14 protein-coding genes are annotated in these 15,361 nt (G+C 44.8%); 7 read left to right on the top strand and 7 right to left on the bottom strand.

Annotation, left to right across the window (positions count from 1 at the left end; genetic code table 11):
• Positions 1 to 20 precede the first annotated feature (20 nt).
• Both phnY and WH96_RS13070 read left to right on the top strand, forming a co-directional pair.
• Complete coding sequence (gene phnY, locus WH96_RS13075; RefSeq protein WP_047764652.1) at positions 21 to 1,454, top strand: phosphonoacetaldehyde dehydrogenase; 1,434 nt, start codon at positions 21 to 23, stop codon at positions 1,452 to 1,454.
• Between the two features lie 819 nt (positions 1,455 to 2,273).
• The gene (locus WH96_RS13070) at positions 2,274 to 2,966 is read left to right on the top strand and encodes a hypothetical protein (protein WP_156176798.1); all 693 of its coding nucleotides are present in this window, start codon (positions 2,274 to 2,276) and stop codon (positions 2,964 to 2,966) included.
• Positions 2,967 to 2,989: 23 nt separating this feature from the next.
• On the opposite strand, the gene WH96_RS13065 is transcribed toward WH96_RS13070, so the two are convergent.
• On the bottom strand, positions 2,990 to 3,958 hold the full coding sequence (locus WH96_RS13065) for a threonine dehydratase (protein WP_047764650.1): 969 nt from the start codon (positions 3,956 to 3,958) through the stop codon (positions 2,990 to 2,992).
• 145 nt (positions 3,959 to 4,103) lie between these two features.
• Here WH96_RS13065 and WH96_RS13060 point away from each other — a divergent pair, with 145 nt between their 5' ends.
• Positions 4,104 to 5,483 (top strand): aminotransferase-like domain-containing protein, encoded by a 1,380-nt coding sequence (locus tag WH96_RS13060; RefSeq protein ID WP_047764649.1) that lies wholly within the window; start codon positions 4,104 to 4,106, stop codon positions 5,481 to 5,483.
• Positions 5,484 to 5,831: 348 nt separating this feature from the next.
• The gene (locus WH96_RS13050; protein WP_047764647.1) at positions 5,832 to 6,734 is read left to right on the top strand and encodes a LysR substrate-binding domain-containing protein; all 903 of its coding nucleotides are present in this window, start codon (positions 5,832 to 5,834) and stop codon (positions 6,732 to 6,734) included.
• Positions 6,735 to 6,774: 40 nt separating this feature from the next.
• On the opposite strand, the gene WH96_RS13045 is transcribed toward WH96_RS13050, so the two are convergent.
• From WH96_RS13045 to WH96_RS13035, 3 genes are read right to left on the bottom strand one after another with little or no spacing between them, the layout of a single operon-like run.
• Entirely contained in the window at positions 6,775 to 7,590 is an 816-nt protein-coding gene (locus tag WH96_RS13045) for a metal ABC transporter permease (protein WP_047764646.1), read from the bottom strand.
• On the bottom strand, positions 7,587 to 8,447 hold the full coding sequence (locus tag WH96_RS13040) for an ATP-binding cassette domain-containing protein (protein WP_245629491.1): 861 nt from the start codon (positions 8,445 to 8,447) through the stop codon (positions 7,587 to 7,589). Before WH96_RS13040 ends, WH96_RS13045 begins: the two co-directional genes overlap by 4 nt.
• A gap of 54 nt (positions 8,448 to 8,501) precedes the next feature.
• Positions 8,502 to 8,993 (bottom strand): Fur family transcriptional regulator, encoded by a 492-nt coding sequence (locus tag WH96_RS13035; protein WP_047764645.1) that lies wholly within the window; start codon positions 8,991 to 8,993, stop codon positions 8,502 to 8,504.
• Between the two features lie 128 nt (positions 8,994 to 9,121).
• Here WH96_RS13035 and WH96_RS13030 point away from each other — a divergent pair, with 128 nt between their 5' ends.
• Positions 9,122 to 10,207 carry a zinc ABC transporter substrate-binding protein gene (locus WH96_RS13030; protein ID WP_053005902.1) on the top strand — a complete coding sequence of 362 codons (1,086 nt, stop codon included), beginning with the start codon at positions 9,122 to 9,124 and terminating at the stop codon, positions 10,205 to 10,207.
• Positions 10,208 to 10,376: 169 nt separating this feature from the next.
• Here the strand turns inward: WH96_RS13030 and WH96_RS13025 are convergent, their stop codons facing one another.
• The 3 genes from WH96_RS13025 to betI form a co-directional block, all read right to left on the bottom strand.
• Complete coding sequence (locus WH96_RS13025) at positions 10,377 to 10,802, bottom strand: HIT domain-containing protein (RefSeq protein WP_047764644.1); 426 nt, start codon at positions 10,800 to 10,802, stop codon at positions 10,377 to 10,379.
• Positions 10,803 to 10,847: 45 nt separating this feature from the next.
• Positions 10,848 to 12,314: a betaine-aldehyde dehydrogenase gene (betB, locus tag WH96_RS13020; RefSeq protein ID WP_047764643.1), complete on the bottom strand. Its 1,467-nt coding sequence runs from the start codon at positions 12,312 to 12,314 to the stop codon at positions 10,848 to 10,850.
• Between the two features lie 81 nt (positions 12,315 to 12,395).
• Positions 12,396 to 12,983 (bottom strand): transcriptional regulator BetI, encoded by a 588-nt coding sequence (gene betI / locus WH96_RS13015; protein WP_047764642.1) that lies wholly within the window; start codon positions 12,981 to 12,983, stop codon positions 12,396 to 12,398.
• Between the two features lie 358 nt (positions 12,984 to 13,341).
• On the opposite strand from betI, the gene WH96_RS13010 reads away from it, so the two are divergent.
• The gene (locus tag WH96_RS13010) at positions 13,342 to 14,292 is read left to right on the top strand and encodes a choline ABC transporter substrate-binding protein (RefSeq protein ID WP_047764641.1); all 951 of its coding nucleotides are present in this window, start codon (positions 13,342 to 13,344) and stop codon (positions 14,290 to 14,292) included.
• Positions 14,293 to 14,485: 193 nt separating this feature from the next.
• The gene (gene choW / locus WH96_RS13005) at positions 14,486 to 15,346 is read left to right on the top strand and encodes a choline ABC transporter permease subunit (RefSeq protein WP_047764640.1); all 861 of its coding nucleotides are present in this window, start codon (positions 14,486 to 14,488) and stop codon (positions 15,344 to 15,346) included.
• Positions 15,347 to 15,361: the final 15 nt, after the last annotated feature.

Here is a 15,361-nt window from a genome sequence, read left to right as displayed (position 1 = left end):
CAGGAAATAAGGATAGTAAAATGTCTGTAAAGATTGTTGGTCACGAACCAATGCGTATCGCTGGTAAGAAAGTCGATACCGAAGGCCGTATTGATGTGCATTATCCCTACACAAACGAAGTGATCGGGACTGTTCCTCGCGGTACAGCCGCACACGCAAAAGAAGCGTTTGAAATTGCGGCAAACTACGAATCAAAATTGACGCGTTATGAGCGTCAGCAAATTCTCTTTCGTGTGGCAGAGATTTTAAACGACCGCAAGGAAGAGATTTCTGACATCATCACCGCGGAATCCGGTCTTTGTAAGAAAGATTCATTGTACGAGGTTGGTCGCGCCTATGATGTTTATACATTGGCTGGCCAAATGTGTATTCTGGATGATGGCGAGATCTTCTCTTGCGATATCACACCGCACGGCAAGTCGCGTAAAATCTTTACTGAGCGCGAACCGTTGAAAGCAATCTCTGCGATCACACCGTTCAACCATCCTCTGAACATGATTTCTCACAAGATTGCACCCGCGATTGCAACAAACAATTGTATTGTGTGTAAACCGACCGAGAAAACACCGCTTACAGCATTGATCCTGGCTGATATCATTTATGAAGCAGGCCTGCCGAAAGAAATGCTGACCATTATCACAGGCCTCCCTGAAGACCTTGGCAATGAATTTATCACCAATAAGAACATTGAACTTGTGACCTTCACGGGTGGTGTACCTGTCGGTAAGTACATTGCAGAGAACGCTGGCTATCGCCGTACTGTTCTTGAACTTGGTGGTAATGCGCCGCTGATCGTGATGGAAGATGCCGATCTTGATAAGGCCGCGGAACTTGCTGTTGCCGGAGCAACAAAAAACTCTGGGCAGCGCTGTACTGCTGTTAAGCGTATTCTGGTTGTTGAAGAAATCGCGGATGAATTTTCCAAGCTTGTTCTCGAAAAAGCACAGAAAATAAAATACGGCGACCCGATGGATCCCGAAACAGATCTTGGCTGCGTTATTGATGCTGAATCTGCATCAATGTTTGAGCGTCGTGTGAATAATGCTGTCGAAGTAGGGGCAAAGCTTCTTTATGGTAATAACCGTGATGGTGCGCTTTATCCTCCAACTGTTGTTGACCATGTTCCCTATGATTGTGAATTGGTACGTGAAGAGACCTTTGGGCCTGCAATTCCGATTATCCGTGTGAAGGATATTGACGATGCAATCCGTGTATCAAACTCAACAGCTTTTGGTCTATCATCTGGTGTTTGCACAGATAACTTCAAATACATTCAACGCTTCATTAAAGAGCTGCGTACCGGAACTGTAAATGTTTGGGAAGTGCCTGGGTATCGTATTGAGATGTCACCTTTTGGAGGCATCAAAGATTCCGGCCTAGGGTATAAAGAGGGCGTTATCGAAGCCATGAAGAGTTATACGAACGTTAAAACCTATTCATTGCCCTGGCTTTAAGGGTTTTTCAAGTTGATTGGTTTCGCAAAAGACCTTGCTGAAAGGTTGTCCCGTAAGCTGTTGGTTGGTTTTGCTTACGGCCCATTATAAAAGCGATGGGGGGGCTTGGTTTAGGCCTGATAAATTCACTGACGGGGAGAGCCTTCGCTCTCCCTTTTTTTGTGACTTCTTAACTGTAATCGTAATGTTATTTTAGTGTCTCGGAAATTTAGGGGTGAACTCACCGCTAAGTATTTTTTAATTTTTAAAGCGGTACGATCAAGAGTGGATTTTGTGGTTTTTATTTAAGTCCTTGGTTGAGGATTTCTTGTTAGAAAATGAGTGAAGCGTGTGATGGGACAAGAAATACATCGTCCGGCAGAAGATAAAAAGGCATTGAAAGCTTAACTGTTATATTTATTGGGTCAAAAAAAATTACAAACGATCCAGAGCAAAGCCAGTAAAGCATTCTGTAGCATCGAAGTGAGGATCATGTAACTGTTACAATCGATCGCTATTTTTGTTTCTCATACCTAACCGTCCATTATTTCTCCATATAATAAAGTAACATACCCGTTGCCATAATACTATAAATTGAGGTATTACAGGAGTTGGAAGGCGGCTTGACATTTTAGGTGTTTGTGTCAGGTTAGCTAAACTTGGGCTGCGGCGAATGCTGCAGCCTATTTTTCTTTTAAGCTCGTTTTTTTATTGAGTACATATTGGTGTAGTTATATCCCCCTTTATAATTAGTGTTTTAGGGGGATAATTGAAAATTAAGGTCCTTGGTGTATGGTAATGTAACTGCGTTAGCGGCAATTGATTACGGTGATGTTTTTCATGATGCGCTGGATATTTTTTATCTCCATGCTTTCCATTTCTTCAGTATCATTTGCTGAAGAAAAGAAGGACGATTGTCCTGGGAAGATTTCCAGTATCGGTGAAAGCGTCTTAGCAGATACTGGGGAACGTATTCTTAAGGGGGTATATAAAGCCCTTGGTTGTGAAGTTGTCGTTGAAGCATTACCCGGTCGAAGAGCCCTTGCGGCTTTTAATAACTCTTCTGTTGATGGAGAGCTCTACAGGCTGCGGATAGCAGAGAACAAATACAAGCGACCGTTTGTCCGATCTGAAACCCCAATCTTTACGGTCCGTAATTCTTTGTGGACCCATCCAAATAACGATCTTGCCACTAAGTTACCCATTGGTTATGTGCGGGGAATTTTGTGGCAAGAAAAATACATGGATGGGCGCCGTGGCAAGATTTTTAACAGTGTTGAAGACGTTTTTCTGGCCTTTGACCATGGAGAAGTTGGTGCATTTCTTTCAGCTGATTTCTCTGTTTCTTCTTATCAGGCAGAAAAAGGATTTCAGACTGAACCATCAAGAGCTGAAAAAATTAACACAGCTTCTCTCTATCATTATTTAGGGGCAGAATTTACTCCTTTTATGAAGCGCTTTTCCAAGTTTATTTCGGACCATTCTTCTTTTTCCGAAATGGAAGTTTCGATGGATGAGGATTTTGTTAATTAGTTTCTGGTTGTAAATAAAGTTTACTAACCAGCTGGTGTCTTTCCCGCCAGAATAGTTTTAAACATAGTTGTATCAATGTTTCCACCAGTCAGAATAACACCTATTTTTTTGTTTTTCTGTAGATCTCTTTCTTTCAAAACGGCAGCAAGCGAAGCTGCGCCTGCGCCTTCTACGGCGTTATGCGTATCACTGAAATATATTCTGGTTGCTTCGGAAATTTCGTTATCACTAACCTCGACAATCCGTTCGGCGCCTTTGGAATAGATGCTATAGGCATCTGGAACGGGTGCGCGAACTGCCATGCCATCGGCGAAGGAATCTGCTGCTTCGGTGTTAATCATTTCGCCACTCTCAAAAGATTTTTTGGCGGCGGGAAACTGGTCAGAGACAACGCCGATAATTTTTGTTTTCAAGCCTAAGGCGTTTCGCGCGGTTATGGTGCCGCATATACCAGATCCGCAACCGATAGGAACATAGATGCAATCGAGATCAGAATGTGCAGTCATTAATTCCAATCCATAGGTAGCAACGCCAAGCATGATCTGTTCATGAAAAGGTGGAACGACAAAAAGCCCTCTTTCTTTTGCTTGTCGGGTAACCTCAAAGAGTGCTTCGTTAAAATCGGTTCCGTATTCGATAAGCTCTGCACCAAAAGCGCGCATGGCGTTATTTTTTTCCAGGGAGTTACCGTGGGGGACTACAATAACAGGTTTGATCCCAGCCATGGTGGCGGCAAAGGCTTGTGCCTGTCCGTGGTTGCCGCGTGTTGCTGTAATAATGCCCTGAATATCTGGGTGATTGGCCCGTAGCCAGCTCATAAAGGTTAATCCGCCTCGTGCTTTGAAGGCACCGATTGGCGTGTGGTTTTCGTGCTTAACAACGACTGTACAGCCTGCTTTGGTATTTATTTGTGGCCAGCTGTATTGCGGGGTCGCAGACATATGCTGGTAGATATATTGTGCAGCACTTTCAAGCTGTTGTTTGGTAAACATAATCGGATCTTTCGTAATATTTAATCAGCTATCGTTTCAATTTTTGACGGTGGGAATAGGGACAATACCTCGTTTTATTAGAGACTATCAGCTTGATTGTATGGTTCAATATTAATATTGTATGGCATACAATAAAGTGTGTGCGATGTGGAAACCTGAACTCAATCCAGCAACAAAAACCAAATACCTTGCAATTGTCGAAGCTATTTCTACGGCAATCCAGCAAGGAGAGCTGTTGGCCGGAGATCGTTTGCCGACCCATCGAGATCTGGCTTGGGAGCTGAAAGTAAACGTCAGTACTGTTAGTCAGGCCTACAAGGAAGCGACTAAGCGCCATCTCATCGGTGGAGAAATCGGGCGGGGAACCTATGTCTTGGCAACAAGCCGAGAGGCTGAGCTTTTTGCGTTGAAGGATTCTGGGCAAGATACTGTTGCGAGCAAGAGTTTTGACTTATCTACAAATATTCCTGTTGTGCATCCTGATGATCACAATGCTCGGGGCTTACTTATTCAGGCTCTTGAAAAGGGTGCGGGAAGTCAGGCTTTTTCCTATCATTCACCTGATTTGCTGACGCGGACGAGATTTGCAGCGAGCCAGTGGTTGTCATGGCGTGGTTACGAAGTTAAACCGAGCGACATTGTCCCTTGTGCTGGCGGGCAACAGGCGCTTTTGGCATCTTTACTCGCCCTGTGTGAAGCTGGGGATAAAGTTCTTGTCGAAAAATTCACCTTCCCGGGGATGAAGGCGATTGCTCGGCAGCTGAGGCTAAAATTGGTTGGTATTGAATGTGATCAAGATGGAATGAGGCCCGCGGCTCTGGAAAAGGCATTAGACACAAGTGGGGCGAAAGTTCTGGTCATCAATCCGAATATAAATAACCCCACGGGGTTTACCACATCCTCGCAACGGCGTTCCGATATTGTCGGGATCATCAAGCAGCGGGACATAATCGTTATTGAAGATGATGTCTATGGTCCCCTGAGTGGTAATAAGCCACTGGCAGTTCATTTACCTGATCATGCTGTTTTAATCTCAAGTCTTTCAAAGTCGGTGGCACCGGGATTGCGGTATGGGTTTATCAACGGATGTCAGCGTCTCATCAAACCTATTGATGCTGAAGTTCATGCAACGAATTGGACGATGAGCCCTTTTATGATTGAACTGGCAAATATGTGGATATTAGAAGGGCGTGCCTTTGCCAGGGCTGACTGGCAAAGGCACGAGATAGAAGCCCGATGGGGCCTCGCGAAATCGCGACTTAAGAAGCTGGGCGCTGTGAATTGGGAGAAAACACCTTGCCCCCATCTTTGGCTCGCGATATTTGGGTCGGTTGATACTGCTGTTAATAAGCTGCGTGACGCTGGAATTGAAGTGGTTTCCGGGGAGCTTTTTGCATCGACATCTCAACCCGCAGGTCATATTCGTATTTGTTTGACCGCTCCGGAAAGTCGATCACTTCTTAGTCAGGCAATTGATAAGGTGATTGAGTGTAACGTGTTGTCAAATTCATTATACTCAATCTAGATAAATACTTACCGATTGATTGGGTGACGGGAGAGGTCTTCAGGTTTTACGTCCCAAAACCCAATATCTTTTTTGATGTGCATTGGAAGATCATGGATGTCTTTAAGAGTCATGATATTTCTTTTCTTATTGGATTTAAATAGGTTTTTTAATAAGTTAAGGGTACTCCGTAGGTTATTTTTGTTTGTGGTTGATGTGGAAATGTGACTTGGATTACATGAATTATTTGCGACAACCATTTTGTTATTCTCCTCGTGATGTCGTTTTCTCTTGTGTCTAATGTGCATAATGGTGACTTGAATATCCAACTAAATTCTGATTACTATGCATAAGGAGATTTTATGTGTTATGGCTGTGAAATTACCCCCACTTTCATCCCTTCGTGTTTTTGAAGCCGCGGCTCGTCATGGAAGTTTTACACGTGCTTCCGAAGAACTCGGGATGACTCAAGCTGCTGTTAGTTATCAGATGAAAATTCTTGAAGAGAGAGTGGGGACGCCGCTTTTTTTACGCAGACCAAGGCAAGTGGTTTTGACTGAAACAGGTCAGCGTATCGCGCCAATTATAACAGAGGCCTTTGAACTGCTGCGTGCGGCCTTCGTAATGGCAGAAGATACCAGTCATAATTTTTTATCGATAACAACGGTCACGACTTTCGCGACTAATTTTTTGGCTGAAAGAATTGGGAGTTTTCAAATTCTGCATGACGATATTGCTGTACGTCTGGATACCTCTATGTCTCTTGTGGATTTTACGCGTGAAGACTGTGATTTGGGCATACGATCGGGTGACGGTCAATGGCAGGGAGTAGAAGCTCATTTATTAATACCGGCTATTTTTTCACCAATGTTGAGTCCTGATTTGGCTCAATCAATTGGCGGAATTAAAAAACCTTCTGATCTTTTAAAATTACCCTTAATTGATGCTTCTGATCCTTGGTGGAAACTCTGGTTTGATTCAATGGGGGTGCAATCAAAGGAATTTCACGGCAATAAGCGGAGTAGGATGGGTATTCAAATGCTAGAAGCAAGAGCAGCAGAAGCAGGGCAGGGAGTAGCTATTTTAACGCCAGATTTTTATCGTGATGCTCTGAGAAGAGGTAGCTTAGTACAGCCATTCAATGAAATTTGCTGTGATGAGGGGCGAGGCTATTGGTTGGTATATCCTAAGGCGCGTAGGAATATACCCAAGATTAAAAAGTTCCGGGATTGGCTGTTGAATGAAGTCCAGAAACACGCTTGCTCTTTGTAAATTACATCTCGGTTGGGCGTTCTGTAACTTACATTGTCAATTACGGACTATGCGTTTTTCTGCTTAGAAATAATCCACCAAAAATTAAACCACCTAAAAACAGTATTACTTCGGCAACCACAATAGATGGTCCGGACGGGGTATCCCATTCCAAAGATCCGAAGAGGCCAAGAATAATCGACAGACTACCGATTAGGGATGCAATGATTGCCATCTGTTCAGGTGTTTTTGCAAAGCGCCTTGCTGCAGCGGCGGGAATAATAAGTAACGATGTGATGAGCAGAACGCCGACGACCTTCATTGCAATGGCAATGACAATCGCAACTGTTATCATGAATAGGGTCTGGATGAGGGTAACGTTTATGCCTTCAGCCCTTGCGAGCTCTTCGTGTAGCGTCAAGGCAAGCAAATCTTTCCAGATATAGGCAAGGAGTGCGAGTGCAACAGCGCCGCCCCCATAAATCCAGTAGATATCTTCATAATTTACAGCAAGAACATCCCCAAAGAGATAAGATAACAAGTCAACCCGATAACCTTGTAAAAGACCAAGAACAACAAGACTAATCGCAAGGCTGGAATGGGCCATGATGCCAAGTAAAGTGTCACTGGCGATCTTTTTTTGATGCTGGAAAAGCGTAACTGTCAAGGCGATCACGATGGCGGTGCCAATGATGCCAACGGTTAGATTAAAACCCAACAGTAACCCAAGCGCGACACCTAACAGGGCAGAGTGTGCGAGGGTATCGCCAAAATAGGCCATTCTACGCCAAACGACAAAGCACCCCAAGGGGCCGGAAATCAGGGCAACACCGATACCGGCGACAAGTGCGCGCAGGAAAAAATCTTCTAATATCATGTTTCGCTGGACGTTGGAGGTGAGTGATCATGTTCACAATCATGCGAATGGTCGTGAAGGTGATGGTAAACAGCGAGGCCCGGTTTTGTCTGTCCGCCAAAAAGAGCAAGATATTCCGGACTATCGCTGACTTGTGTCGGTGCGCCAGAGCAGCAAACATGACCGTTGATGCAAATAACGCGATCAGTTTCTGCCATGACGATATGCAGGTCGTGAGAGACCATTAATATGCCAAAACCCACCTGTTCTTTTAGGCGGGATATCAGTTTGTAGAGTTCTGTCTGACCTTGGAAGTCAACGCCCTGAACAGGTTCATCCAGGACCAGAAGATCGGGTTTCCTGAGAATGGCACGGGCAAGAAGAACGCGTTGGAACTCGCCACCTGACAGGCTTTGAACAGCTTGTTTCAGGGTATGATGAGCGCCGACATCTTTGAGAGCGGCTTCCCTTTCTGGCAGTGGACGCTTATCCGGTATGGACAAAAAACGCTCTACGGTCATGGGCATAATCGGATCAATATTAAGTCGCTGAGGAACATAGCCGATTACGAGGCCGTGTTTACGCCAAACCTCGCCCTGTGTTGGCTTCAGGGCTTGTAACAAGGCGCGGAGTAGTGTGGATTTTCCTGCGCCGTTTGGCCCGATTAGGGTAACGATTTCGTTCTTGTGTACGGTTAAGCTGACATCCTGAATAGCTGTTTTCCCGCCAAACTTAATTGTGAGGTTCTCAGCATGAATTAAAGGCTCACCACTTGGCAAGGGGGCGAGGTGGTCGTGACCACAGCCACAGTTCAGATCACTCTCACTTGTGGGGGGCGCGATATGGGGTGTCGCGGCGTTGTCGTTCTGGATGTTCACCATGATCTCATGTGTTCGTGAAAATTATTTGCGCTTCAAGTCAGCGTATGTTTGCTATGCTACGCAATCGGGGCATAGTCCACGGACTTCAAGCACTCTTTGCTCCGCTTTAAATCCAAGAGCATCTGTTTTGTTTAATATAGTTTTATCAATAACTGCGTCATGAACCTCGGCAGCACAGCCGCAATCTTTACAAATAAGAAAAAGGCCAGAATGTTCTTCTTTTGGGTGTGAGCAACCAACAAAAGCGTTTAGGGATTCTATTCTATGGATAAGACCCTGTTCTAACAGAAAATCAAGCGCCCGATATACCGTTGGCGGCGCTGTTTTTCCACTTTCTTGCGAGAGCTTTGAAAGAACGTCATAGGCCCCGATTGGGTTATGGCTATCCCAAACGAGCTCAAGCACACGCTTTCTTGCATCAGTGAGGCGAACCCCGCGAGAAATGCACAGCTGTTCCGCTTCATCAAGAGCAGTGGTTACGCAGTTCTTATGGTTGTGTGTGCCGCCACAGAACGAAAGTGAGACTGTATCAAAGTTTTCCATACTCTTTTCATATCGTGTCTTGACAAAGTTGTAAATGTTATAACATAACAAAACGAAATTTGTTATTTAACTTTTCTAGACTCGCGATCTTGTTCGATGCGAGCATTACCTGAGGAATATTATTCTCTATGTTGAGATACTCTAACAAACTGCGATGTGTGGCCGTTGTCGGCACCATTGTCGGATCATTTGCCTGTGGTGCTGCATTCTCTAGCTTTGCTGGTGAAGTGCCCAAGGTATCCGTGTCGATTTTGCCTGTTCATTCTTTGGTTGAGTCTGTCATGGAGGGTGTTGGCGAAGCTGAGCTTCTCATGGATCAAGGGTCATCACCTCATGGTTATAGCCTACGCCCTTCGCAAGTCAGAGCCTTGAATAAAGCTGATCTTATTGTCTGGGTCGGAGAGGGATTGGAAACATTTCTTGAGAAGCCACTGGAGGCTAGAAAAGAGAACTCAAAAGTCTTGGAGCTGATGGAGCTCAAGGGAATTACACTCTTGAAAAACCGCCATTCCGGACAGTGGGCTGAAGAAGCACATGATCATGATGAACACCATGATGAAGAGCATGAAGGGCACAGTGACCACGACGAACATAGTGCCCACGATGAAAAACATGAAGATCATGCACAGGAAGAAGATGGTCATGAACATGAGGATGAACATGTTCACCACGAAGATCACGAGCATGATCATGGCCGATTTGATCCGCATATTTGGCTTTCTATTGAAAACGCAAAGGTTATTGTAAGTCGTGTTGGATCAGAGCTTGTTGAAATTGATCCAGATAATGCTGCTGTCTATCAAAGTAATGTCGAAAAGACACTCGCAGACCTTGATGTTTTAAAACAGGATCTTAAAGGGCAAGTTTCCGGGTATGAAAAAACACCTTATCTGGTGTTTCATGATGCTTATCAGTACTTTGAAAAAGAATTTTCTTTGTCGGCTGTTGGCTCGGTGACCATTGATGCAGAACGTAAACCGGGGGCGAAACGCATTTCTGAACTTAGAGATGTAATTAGGGACAGAAAAGCCGAATGTATTTACCAAGAGCCTCAGTTCAAGCCAGTTGTTGTTGAGGTTCTTGCTGAAAATCTGGACATCAAAATCGGAGAGCTCGATCCGTTGGGGGCTAAACTGGAAGCCGGATCTCAAGCATATAAAACGCTTATGTCGAGCTTAGGTGACAACTTGGTGTCTTGTTTGACTAAGAAATAAGTACGTTTTATTTGTTAGGTCATGGTCTTCAGCTAGCAGCTAGTATCCGATGGGAACTCATTTGGAATCTGTTGTTCAGTTCGAAAAAGGAAACCGCAATCGATGGGTGGGATATGGTAAGGCAGGAAGCCTGAGAAAAACAACTTGAGCTGAGCTCAGGGAGGCAGTTTTACTCAGGTGATTTGCATCCACCTTCGATTGCGGTTCCAAGTTTACTTTTGATCGCTTTGAGATCATCAATCGCGTAAGGGCGTGGCTCTTTTACACCCCAGACCGGGCCAGGCCATGCAGCATCATCTTCAAATCGTGCAATGATATGAATGTGAAGTTGCGGAACCATATTGCCAAGTGCAGCGACATTGATTTTAAAGGCATCACACTCTTTCGTAAGTACCTCTGATACATACCTGATTTCTTCCATAACAGGGGCAAAGAGGTCTTCTGACAGGTCATGTAAATCACGAAGATCATTATAGCGTGGCACCAGGATCAGCCAGGGATATTGGCTGTCGTTCATAAGCAGAACCCGACAATGTTCGAGTTCTGTTATTGTTACAGTGTCGGCTTTCAGACGTTCGTGAAGTGCAAATGCCATGATGATTTAACCTTTACCTTAGAAAGGGTATCCCAGAAGAATATTCTAGTAAGGACAATCTACATCACCCATCTCAACATACACAGACTTTAGCTGAGTAAAGTGATTGATTGCCGCGGTACCATTTTCACGACCAATACCAGATTGTTTGTATCCACCAAAAGGCATTTCGATTGGGGTTATGTTATAATTGTTGATCCAGCAGGTTCCAGCTTCGAGGTTTTCAATCACGCGATGCGCACGATTGATATCCTGTGTGAAGACACCTGCTGCCAAGCCAAATTGTGTGTCGTTGGCAGCGGCGACGACTTCATCTTCATCTGAGAAGGTGATGACAGACATAACAGCACCAAAGATTTCTTCTTTGGCGATGCGCATATCTGCCTTTACGTCTGTGAAGATTGCGGGTTCGACAAAACAGCCTTTTTCGAAGCCTTTTACAGAGATCTGTTGACCGCCATAGGCCAGTGTTGCACCCTCGTTTTTACCTATCTCGATATAGCTCAGAACCTTTTCCATGTGCTCTTTATGGATGAGCGACCCGACATGAGTTTCCAGATCCATTGGGTCACCAATGATCATCTTCGATGTACGGTCAACGAGCTTTTCCAAAAAGGCATCCTTAATGTCATCGTGAACATAGACGCGGGTTCCGTTGGAGCAAATTTCACCTTGTGTATAGAAGTTTGCAAGCATCGCGGCTGATACCGCGTTATCCAGGTTTGCGTCATCGAATACGATAAGGGGGGATTTGCCGCCGAGCTCAAGTGTTACGTGCTTTAGGGTTTTTGAGGCTGATTCCATCACACGCTTCCCGGTAGGCACGGAACCTGTCAGGGAGATTTTCTCGATACCTTCGTGCTCTGCCAACATTTGACCAACGGATCCCAAACCGGACACGACATTGAAAACACCGTCTGGTAAACCTGCTTCGGTATAGATTTCAGCTAATTTTAACGCAGTAAGCGGGGTCACTTCTGATGCTTTATAGATCACAGCATTCCCGCATGCGAGAGCAGGTGCAGATTTCCAGCAAGCAATCTGAATTGGATAGTTCCATGCGCCGATGGCAGCACAAACACCCAGGGGTTCTTTACGGGTATAGGCAAAGTTGCCATTTGCGAGTTGTATGTGCTCACCATTGATAGAGGCAGCAAGGCCAGCGAAATATTCAATGCATTCCGCACCAGATTCTACATCAACGCAGTTTGCTTCCTGCATTGGTTTTCCTGTGTCGGTGACTTCAAGGGCAGCAAGCTCGTCATTCCGTTCGCGAAGCAGGGCAACTGCTTTTAAGAGAATGCGGCTTCTTTCGGTACCACTCATTTTTGACCAGACCTTGAAACCTGCCTTGGCGGCTTCAACTGCCTTATCAACATCTTCTGCTGAGGCAATCTGGACATCACAAATAACGTCACCAGTCGCGGGATTTATTGTCTCAAATGTTTCACTTGATGTAGCGTTTGTGTACTTGCCGTTGATGTAAAGCTGTTGAGCAGGAAGCTTTGCCATTGTTTTGATCCTTAAAGTCTTAACGTATTGTTTCTATGCGTTGTTCTAATGTGTTTGAATTTTTAAATTTACTATTTTAAGCTACTTTTGATGTGCCAGTATTTGGCTGCTGATGTAACTTTCCATAATTGTTATGGCTTCCTTCGGGGTGACCCCGCCTTCGGTCAGAGCACATCGTATCCATAGTCCCTCGACCATAGCAGCTAGGCCTGTAGCTGTACTGGCAACCATCTGTTCGGGGAGTAAAGGTTTTAACGCATGTTGAAAATTGCTCTGCATGCGCCGTTCATTGATTTTGTGCAGGCGGCCCAATTTTTCTGAAGTTGGAACCAAAGCCCAGAACGCCAACCAAACATCAACCACGCCCGGTTTGAATTGCTCATCTGAAAAGTTTGAATTCACGACGGCAAGCAGCCGTTCAATTGGTGTGTTGGCGTGTTCCAGTTGTTTTTTTGTTTCTTCGCCCAGCTTACGCATGAGATATTGTAGCGTTGCGGTTAACAAGCCTGATTTATCGTCAAAGTAGTGGGCAACAATCCCCGAAGACAGGCCCGCACGTTTGCTTATTTTCGAAATGCTGGCATTGGTAAACCCTTCCTCGTGGATCATAGCAATTGTTGCTTCGATCAACTGGGTTTTCCGAATCTCTTCCATTCCGACTTTTGGCAAGATCTGTATCCTTTTTATCCAATGTTTCAGTTCTTAGAGAGACATTGAAACAAAAAATATGTGTGTCTATTTCCTGTTTTCGCGACGCATTTTTTTGAACTTAGCTTTTGATTTTATTTGTTAAATCATAGACTTTGTTCATCTGTTACTGACTGCGTTATGTCTATCAATAATTTATTTTGATTGAACGTTCAATCAAAATAAATTATTGATAGTGGAGTTACGACGATAGTTTCGATCGTACTAGGGAGTTAATCAGGCAAATATCCTGCTAGAATAATAATGAACTTGCGGGTATCTTGCTAAAATCAATTAGAGCCACGAGGTCCTCTTGTGGCATAAAAATGGAGACAAGTGAATGAACCTCAAACACTTGATTTCGGCTAGTACACTAGCCATCGCTGCGGCTGGTTTTTCAACTGGGGCGCAAGCTGCTGACCCAGCTAGCTGTCAATCTGTTACTTTTTCCGATGTTGGATGGACTGATATCACTGCAACAACGGCAGTCGCATCTGTTGTTCTGGAAGGCCTTGGCTATCAACCGGAAACGCAAATCCTTTCTGTTCCGGTGACCTATGCAGGTCTAAAGAATGGCGACGTTGATGTTTTTCTTGGTAACTGGATGCCAACGATGGAAGCCGATATCGCACCTTATCGTGATGAAGGTTCTGTTGAGACCGTTCGTGTGAATCTTGAAGGGGCTAAATATACACTTGCTGTTCCAACTTATCTTGCTGACAAAGGTTTGAAAGATTTTGCTGATATCGCAAAATTTAAAGACGATCTTGATGGCAAAATCTACGGTATTGAGCCCGGTAACGACGGTAACCGCCTTATTCAGGATATGATCGACCAAGACACTTTTGGTCTCAAAGGTTTTGAAGTTGTTGAATCATCCGAAGCCGGTATGTTGTCTCAGGTTGCACGTTCTACGCGCCGTGAAAAAGGTGTTGTTTTCCTTGGTTGGGCTCCACACCCGATGAATGCGAACTTTGAACTTACCTACCTAACGGGCGGTGATGACATTTTCGGCCCTAACTTTGGTGGCGCGAATGTTCTTACAAATGTTAGAAAAGGCTACGCAAGTGAGTGCCCGAACATGGGTAAGCTTCTGGATAACCTGGGCTTCACACTTGCCATGGAAAATGAAATCATGGGTGCCATTCTTGATGATGGTAAAGAAGGCCCGATTGCAGCAACTGAGTGGCTGAAGGCCAACCCTGGTGCATTGGATGCGTGGCTTGCAGGTGTAACTACATTTGACGGTGGTGATGGTCTTGCAGCAGTGAAAGGTCACCTTGGCCTTTAAATCTGACGCCAGATAAGATTTTACAGAGGGCTGGCATTCTGTCGGCCCTCTTGTATGTTAGGTAAAAATAAAACCAGTGATGGAAATATAGATTATTCATAATAATCTGTTACCCAGAGAAACTGGTGATAATGAACAAAAGAACACATAAGCAGTCATGTTATGGGTTCGCTTTGGAGCAGAGGGATTGACAATGTCCGGTATCGAGCAATGGTTAGTTGACCATAAAATTCCCGTTGGGAAATGGGGGGAAAGTTTTTTCGACTTTCTAATCGATAACTTTGCGGGTTTTTTTGACGCAATAACTGATGGTGGTAGTTTCCTGATTGATGGAACCGTGGACATGCTTTTGTTCATACCGTCAATCGTGTTGATCATTTTGATTACCGGACTTGCACAGTATTTACAGCGTACATGGAAACTTTCCCTGTTTGTATTTCTGTCTCTGCTTTTCATCGTCAACCTGGGTTATTGGACAGAGACAATTGAATCTCTTGTTCTTGTCGTTTATGCCACGGTCGTTTGTATGATTACGGGCGTTCCTCTTGGTATTGCGGCGGCTCACCGACCGTGGTTGTATTCACTCTTACGACCTGTCCTTGACCTTTTGCAGACAATCCCGACATTTGTTTATCTTATTCCTGCGATGACACTCTTTGGTCTCGGAATGGTGCCTGCGCTTGTTGCAACGGTTATTTTTGCTGTTGCTGCGCCTGTCCGTCTGACTCATTTGGGTGTGTCATCTGTGCCTAAGCCTTTGATCGAAGCGGCTGAGTCTTTTGGGGCAACGAAGAAACAATTACTTTGGAAGGTAGAAATTCCATACGCCTTGCCGACGATTATGGCTGGGGTGACGCAGTGTATTATGCTCTCGCTCTCTATGGTGGTGATTGGGGCTTTGGTTGGCGCAAGTGGTCTTGGTAAGCCTGTTGTTCGTGCTTTGAATTCTCGTCAAATTGATATGGGCATTGAAGCTGGTCTCGCGATTGTTGTTGTTGCGATTTTGTTGGATCGCCTGTGTAAGCAACGTAATGCACCGGTTGATGGCGCTTAAGGTAGGGATGGGACA

It is taken from the genome of Kiloniella spongiae, from assembly GCF_001026905.1.
In the GTDB taxonomy this organism is placed as follows: domain Bacteria; phylum Pseudomonadota; class Alphaproteobacteria; order Kiloniellales; family Kiloniellaceae; genus Kiloniella; species Kiloniella spongiae.
The sequence above is the reverse complement of the archived record's forward strand: the minus strand, read 5'-3'. Positions and strand labels throughout refer to the sequence as shown.